The 6,211-nt window shown below is 64.9% G+C and carries 10 protein-coding genes; 8 read left to right on the forward strand and 2 right to left on the reverse strand.

All coding sequences use genetic code 11. The annotated features are described in order from the left end of the window. Positions 1-182: 182 nt before the first annotated feature. Positions 183-818 (reverse strand): right-handed parallel beta-helix repeat-containing protein, encoded by a 636-nt coding sequence (locus U1708_RS05655; protein WP_332743536.1) that lies wholly within the window; start codon positions 816-818, stop codon positions 183-185. Positions 819-1,151: 333 nt separating this feature from the next. On the opposite strand from U1708_RS05655, the gene U1708_RS05660 reads away from it, so the two are divergent. Then, positions 1,152-2,360: a cation:proton antiporter gene (locus U1708_RS05660; RefSeq protein ID WP_332743538.1), complete on the forward strand. Its 1,209-nt coding sequence runs from the start codon at positions 1,152-1,154 to the stop codon at positions 2,358-2,360. A gap of 148 nt (positions 2,361-2,508) precedes the next feature. Here U1708_RS05660 and pspF read toward each other — a convergent pair whose 3' ends face one another. Beyond that, a complete protein-coding gene (pspF, locus tag U1708_RS05665; protein WP_332743540.1) occupies positions 2,509-3,546 on the reverse strand; it encodes a phage shock protein operon transcriptional activator in 1,038 nt (345 codons plus the stop codon). A gap of 172 nt (positions 3,547-3,718) precedes the next feature. Between pspF and U1708_RS05670 the strand changes: the two genes are divergently transcribed. The 7 genes from U1708_RS05670 to U1708_RS05700 are packed head-to-tail and all read left to right on the forward strand — an operon-like array spanning position 3,719 to position 6,108. Continuing rightward, positions 3,719-3,862: a hypothetical protein gene (locus U1708_RS05670; protein ID WP_332743542.1), complete on the forward strand. Its 144-nt coding sequence runs from the start codon at positions 3,719-3,721 to the stop codon at positions 3,860-3,862. Between the two features lie 52 nt (positions 3,863-3,914). Further along, positions 3,915-4,580, forward strand: coding sequence for a phage shock protein PspA (pspA, locus tag U1708_RS05675; RefSeq protein WP_187502363.1), 666 nt, complete (start codon positions 3,915-3,917; stop codon positions 4,578-4,580). Position 4,581: 1 nt separating this feature from the next. Next, a complete protein-coding gene (gene pspB / locus U1708_RS05680) occupies positions 4,582-4,869 on the forward strand; it encodes an envelope stress response membrane protein PspB (RefSeq protein ID WP_332743545.1) in 288 nt (95 codons plus the stop codon). A 1-nt stretch (position 4,870) separates the two neighbouring features. Further along, positions 4,871-5,254, forward strand: a complete 384-nt coding sequence (gene pspC / locus U1708_RS05685; protein ID WP_332743548.1) for an envelope stress response membrane protein PspC — start codon at positions 4,871-4,873, stop codon at positions 5,252-5,254. Positions 5,255-5,281: 27 nt separating this feature from the next. Continuing rightward, positions 5,282-5,593 (forward strand): hypothetical protein, encoded by a 312-nt coding sequence (locus U1708_RS05690; protein WP_332743616.1) that lies wholly within the window; start codon positions 5,282-5,284, stop codon positions 5,591-5,593. Between the two features lie 12 nt (positions 5,594-5,605). Beyond that, positions 5,606-5,959, forward strand: a complete 354-nt coding sequence (locus U1708_RS20690; RefSeq protein WP_443025442.1) for a hypothetical protein — start codon at positions 5,606-5,608, stop codon at positions 5,957-5,959. After that, positions 5,956-6,108, forward strand: a complete 153-nt coding sequence (locus U1708_RS05700; RefSeq protein WP_332743550.1) for a hypothetical protein — start codon at positions 5,956-5,958, stop codon at positions 6,106-6,108. The genes U1708_RS20690 and U1708_RS05700 overlap by 4 nt, the downstream gene beginning before the upstream one ends. Positions 6,109-6,211: the final 103 nt, after the last annotated feature.

The following is a 6,211-nucleotide window of genomic DNA, read 5'->3' on the forward strand; positions in this document are numbered from 1 at the left end:
CCGCCTTCGCGGGAGAACATACTTTTGAGGCTGGTATGGGGCGCCTTCCCCCTCATCCGTATCCGGCCCCCTCCCGTCATCCTGACGAAAGTCAGGACCCAGAGCCGCAATGGGCAGCGCTCGTTACCCTGGATCCTGACTTTCGTCAGGATGACGGAGAGGGGTCGGCGAAGTCCGACCGCTTACCGCGTCTCGAACGGCCGCAACCCCGCACCTAGGCGGTTCGCCCCCAGTGCCAGCTTGTCATGGCTATAATCCGCCAGGAAAGCCGGGCTGCTGCTATCCCCAGTAGACAACTGCGCATCGTTCCCCTCGACCCGCAACCCGGTAGAACGGTACGTCTTCGCCTCCGCTGCGGCCACGATGAGCCCGGTGTGGTTCTCCTTGTTCCGCCCCTGCACGAACGTGTTGCGCGCAATTAAGCCGGTCGCGCCTTCGGGAAGGTTGATCATGTAGTTCGTCCTGCGCCCGGCGGTATCGTCGAAGCTGTTGTCGGTGATCGACACGGTCGGCACGCGCAGCTTGACGTAGTGCCCGCCCGTCCCGCGCTCGAACCGCGAATTGGTGATCGTCACGCTGCCCTTGTTCGCGAGGTAGATCGCGTGCGCGCAGCCGGGGGACTCGTCGCACTGGCCGAGCCCCGCGAACGTGGAATGATCGATCGTGATCTTCTGCGCGGTCGGTTCTCCGCCGAGAATGCCCTCCTGACTATCGAGGAACATCGCGTTCGTGACGGTCAGGTCGCCCATCTCGGTGCGAATCCCTGCGCCGTTGCCATCCGACACGCGGTAGCCGCGGAAGACCAGGCCATCCACCACCGAGCCCTGCCCCCGCAAGACCAGCGCGGCCCTTGCGCGACCGCGGGAGCGGCGAACAGCGCGAGCGCCAGCAACGATCGTTTCATCCGAAACCCTCCTTACGCGACGATGGCTCGCTAGCGACGTTCGTTGCGTGATCGCACGGAACGGCGCGCTTCGGCCAGTCGGTCCCCCCCACCCATTTCGACGCCTGTCCCGATATGACGCAGCGGACAGAATGAACCGGGATGGGCCGATTGGGACATCGACAGGTTGCCGCGCTCGCTTCCCCCGAATACTGTCACACCCGTAACGAAGCCGGCGGGGGGAACCGATCGGCGCCGGGGGATCCAGATGCACGCCATGACGCCGACGGAGGTTTTCCTCCTCGCGATACTCATCATTTTCACCGCGCCGTATCTGGTATGGCGACTGGGGCGAACCGATTACTGGGCGCCGCTGGTGGTGGTGCAGATCTTCGGCGGCATCCTGCTCGGGCCGGGTGTGCTCGGCGCGGCGTATCCCGATTATTACGCGACGATCTTTACGCCCGCGACGATGGGATCGCTGAACGGCATCGCGTGGTGGGCGGTGATGATGTTCGTGTGGGTCGCCGGCATCGAACTCGATATCGGCGAGGCGTGGAAGCGGCGGGGCGAGACCGGCGTCACCGCAGGGCTCGCGCTTGCGGTGCCGCTGATCACCGGCAGCATCGCCGCGGCGCTGATGCTGCGTTACCCCGGCTGGCGTGGGCCGGACGGCGCGACGTGGCAGGTGGTGCTCGGCATCGGCATGGCCTGCGCCGTCACCGCGCTGCCGATCCTGGTGCTGTTCCTCGAAAAGCTCGATGTGCTGCGCCAGCCGATCGGCCAGCGGATCCTCCGCTATGCCAGCCTCGACGACATCGCGATCTGGGGCGTACTAGCGCTGATCCTGCTCGATTGGGAGCGGGTCGGCCGGCAGGGCGGCTTCCTCGTGGGGTTCGCGATCGCGACGATGCTCGTGCGCAAGCTGATGGGGATGATCGAGGAGCGCGACCGCTGGTATGTCAGCCTGATCTGGCTTGCGGGTTGCGGGTTCGCGGCGGACTGGGCGGGGCTGCACTTCATGGTCGGAGCATTCCTGTCGGGCGCGGTGCTCGACGCCAAGTGGTTCACGACCGCGAAGATGGACCAGTTCCGTCACTTCGTGCTGCTCGCCGTGATGCCGGTGTTCTTCCTTTCGACGGGCCTGAAGACGCAGTGGGCGGTCGGCGGCTATGCGGTATTCGGCGCGGCGGCGTTGCTGCTGGTCGCGTCGGTCGGCGGCAAGCTGGCGGGGGTTCACGCCGCCGGGCGGATCCTGAAATGGCGCCCGGGCGAGGCCTCGGCGATCGGCTGGCTGCTCCAGACCAAGGCGCTGATCATGATCATCTTCGTCAACATCCTGCTGGATAAGAAGATAATCACCAACGAGACGTTCACCGCGCTGCTGCTGATGGCGCTGGCGAGCACGATGCTGACCGTGCCGATGGTCGCGCCGAAGTTGAAGAAGCTCGCGGGGCTGGTGGGGAAGAGCGCCTGACGCTGAACGGCAGCACACCTTCTTCCCCCCTCCCTGGAAGGGAGGGATTGGGGGTGGGTCGGCCAGCTTGTGACGGGACGTTTCACGATACGGAAGCCTACTTACCCCCGGCCCCTCCCTTCCAGGGAGGGGGGAAGAAGTCGCGGTATCAGCCCCCGGCGTTGAGCAGGTCGTGGCGTTTCAGGGCGTGGCGGAGTTGGTCGTAGCTTAGCCCTAGCGCTTCGGCGGTAGCGCGCTGGTTGAAGCGGTGTTCCGCCAGAGCGCGGGACAACAGGTCGCGTTCGAAGCGGGACACGCGGGACTTGAAGTCCGATGGTCCTTCCTCGCAGGCGACGACCGGGTCTTCGCCGTCCTCCGATTCGGCCGGTTGCGGGGTTACGGCTGCGGACTTCGGCGCGGTCGAGGCACCCGGCCGATGCGGAGACTGAAAGGGGTCGATCTCGATCGCGTCGATCGGCCCGGCCTGTTCCCAGCGATACACCGCGCGCTCGACGACGTTGCGCAACTCACGCACGTTCCCCGGCCAGCGATACGCGATCAGCGCGTCCATCGCCGCCGGGCCGAACCCTTCCCAGCGTTCGCGCCCCAGTTCGGACGCCATCCGCCGCCCGAAATGCTCGGCAAGGACGACCACGTCGCCGGTCCGTGCGCGCAGCGGCGGCAACGTCACGACCTCGAACGACAACCGGTCGAGAAGATCGGCGCGAAATTCGTGCCGGTCGACCTTGTCGGGCAGATGCTCGTTGGTCGCCGCGACGATGCGGACGTCGACGCGCATCGGTCGCGATGAGCCGATCCGGGTGATCTCGCCGTACTCGACCGCGCGCAACAGGCGGTCCTGCGCCGCCATCGACAGCGTCCCCAACTCGTCGAGAAACAACGTCCCCCCATCGGCCTCCTCGAACCGCCCTACCCGCGCCTTGGTCGCGCCGGTGAACGCGCCCGCCTCATGCCCGAACAATTCCGCCTCGATCAGCGTCTCTGGCAACGCCGCGCAGTTCATGATGACCAAAGGCTGGTCCCACCGCGGCGACAGGCGATGCAGGCGCTCGGCAACCAGCTCCTTGCCCGTGCCACGTTCGCCGATCACCAGCACAGGCCGGTCCAAAGCCGCCGCCCGCGACGCGCGTTCGAGCGCCGCCATGAACGTGCCGGACTCGCCGATGACCTGTGTCGTTCGCTCCATGACGAAGATGTGGCGCGAATTCCCAACTCTTGGCAAGCTTACGCCAACGCCCAAACACCTAGAATCGCGCAAACCCCTGCAATTCGGCCATTTTCGAAACTGGCACGACAGATGCAATGCTTGAGGCAACCCGCCGAATAGCGGAACCAACCATCCTTAAAGGGGACCCACCATGTTCAACACCAACATCGCCCGCACCGCCGTCGCCACCCTCTGCACCATCGTCGTCAGCGCGACCTGCGTGCTCGGCGCGGTCGGTCCCGCCATCGCAACCAACGCAACGCCTATCGCAGTACATACCTCGATCGTGGCATAAGACCTCGACGGCTCCCCGAGAGCCTCGGGCCGACCCCTGGAGTAGGATTTACATGGGCATCTTTTCCCGCACCCGCGACATTGTCGCCGCCAACTTCGCCGATCTCATCGAGAAGGCCGAAGACCCGTCGAAGATGATCCGCATGATCATCCTCGAGATGGAGGAGACGCTGGTCGAGGTTCGCGCCTCCGCCGCGCGCACCATCGCCGACCAGAAGGAGATGCGCCGCCATATCTCGAAGCTGGAGCAGCTCCAGGACAATTGGACCGAGAAGGCCGAACTGGCGCTGAGCAAGGACCGCGAGGACCTCGCCAAGGCCGCGCTCGTGGAACGCCAGAAGGCGTTCGACATGGCCGAGCAGCTGAAGGCCGAGGTCGGCGTGCTCGACGATGCGCTGCGCGCGTCGGAAGAGGACATCGCCAAGCTCCAGACCAAGCTCCGCGAGGCGCGCACCAAGCAGAACGCGGTGCAGACCCGGCTCGAGAGCGCGAACAACCGGACGCGACTTCGGGAAATGTACAACGGCCCGAAGACGCACGAGGCGTTCAGCCGCTTCGAGATCCTCGATCGCCGCGTCGACGAGGCCGAGGGCCGCGCGGATGCGATGGGGCTCGGCGTCGTCAAGACGCTCGAAGAGGAAATTGCCGAACTGCGCAGCGACGACAAGGTCAACGCCCAGCTCGCCGCGCTCAAGGCGCGCATGAAGAAGGACGATTGAGATGGATGACCTGACCCCCGTTCTCGTCTGCGCGGTACTGTTCATCGGGCTCCCGTGGGTGATCCTGCACTACATCACCAAGTGGAAGCAGGCGCCGCGGATGACCGAGGAAGACGAGAAGCTGCTCGACGAGATGCAGATGCTCGCCCGCCGCCTCGAAGACCGCGTGATGACCGTCGAACGGATCATCGCCGCCGACAATCCGGACTGGAAGCCGGGCCTCGGCACCACGCAATCGCCGTATCTGTCGGACCAGCAATCCGACCGCACTTCTGATCGGAGGAACTGAAATGTCCGGCAGCCGCACCCAGTTTTACCTCGATAAACAGAACGCCAAGTGGAAGGGCGTCTGCGCCGGGATCTCCGATTATACCGGGATCGACGTGCTCTTCGTCCGCGTCGCAATGGTCGTGCTCACGCTCGCCGGCGGCTTTCCCTGGACGCTGCTCGCCTATTGGCTGGTCGCCTGGATGGGGCATGCCAAGCCAATCGGGCTGTACGAAACGCCCGACGACGCGAAGTTCTGGCAGGGCGTCCGCTCGAACCCGAAGCGCTCGACCGCCGAGGTCCGGAGCAAGTTCCGCGACATCGACCGCCGCCTCGCCGACATCGAGACGCACTATACCAGCCGCTCCAGCAACAGCCTCGCGGCAGAGATCGACAGCCTGCGCTGAGACGCGGCGTCAACAGGGAGAATGACGATGAATTGGGCTGGACCCGGGTTCATAATCGCGATCATCGCGATCACGACCATCGGCTGGATCGCGAACAACTGGATCCGTACCAAGCACGGCTATCCGCCGAGCGACGACTGGGGCAACTCGATGAACTGGGGAGGTGCGCACAAGCAGGATCCTGCCGCCGAGCGGAAGGTCGAACTGCTCAGCAGCGAGAACGAGCGCCTCACCGGCCAGGTCTCTCGCCTCGAGGAGCGGATCGCGGTCCTCGAACGCATCGCCACCGATCCCGCCGAGCGCACCGCTCGTGAAATCGAAGCGCTTCGCGGCCGCTAAGGACATTCGACTATGGACGGATTTACGGTTTTCATGCTCGCCATCGTCTGTGTCGGCGCCCCCGTCACGCTCGGGATTGGCAGCGAGATGTTCAAGAGCTGGTTGCGGCACAAGGAAACGATGGCCACCGCGCTTAATGCGCAGACCGCGGAGAAGGCGGCACAATATGCGGCCCACACCGAACGTCTCGAACAGCGCGTCCGCGTGCTGGAACGGATCGCTACCGATCGCGGCGCCGGCGTCGCCGACGAGATCGAACGGCTCCGTACCGAGCCAACGCCATCCAACGCGATTTTGCCACCGACATCACCATCGATCGTGCTGACGGCCCGGAACCCGAGCCTCGTTGAAGGAGAGATACGATGAACCCCTTTTCGATGGTCGTCTGCATCGTACTGATCGTGATGGCCGCTAAGGTGCTGACCGCACGCTACCGCGCGATGGGCGACGACCCTGCCAAACCGACCGACAGCATCGATGCGCTGCGGCTGCGCGACGAAGAGAGGTGGTTCTAGGAATCTGAACAGCGGGGATAAGTGGATTGCCGATCTGACAGCGGCCATGCTGGCCGCGAAGAGGAAGCAAGATGAGCAAGCGACCCCGCCGGAACCACAGTCC

The organism is Sphingomonas arabinosi, assembly GCF_036663715.1.
In the GTDB taxonomy this organism is placed as follows: Bacteria; Pseudomonadota; Alphaproteobacteria; order Sphingomonadales; family Sphingomonadaceae; genus Sphingomonas.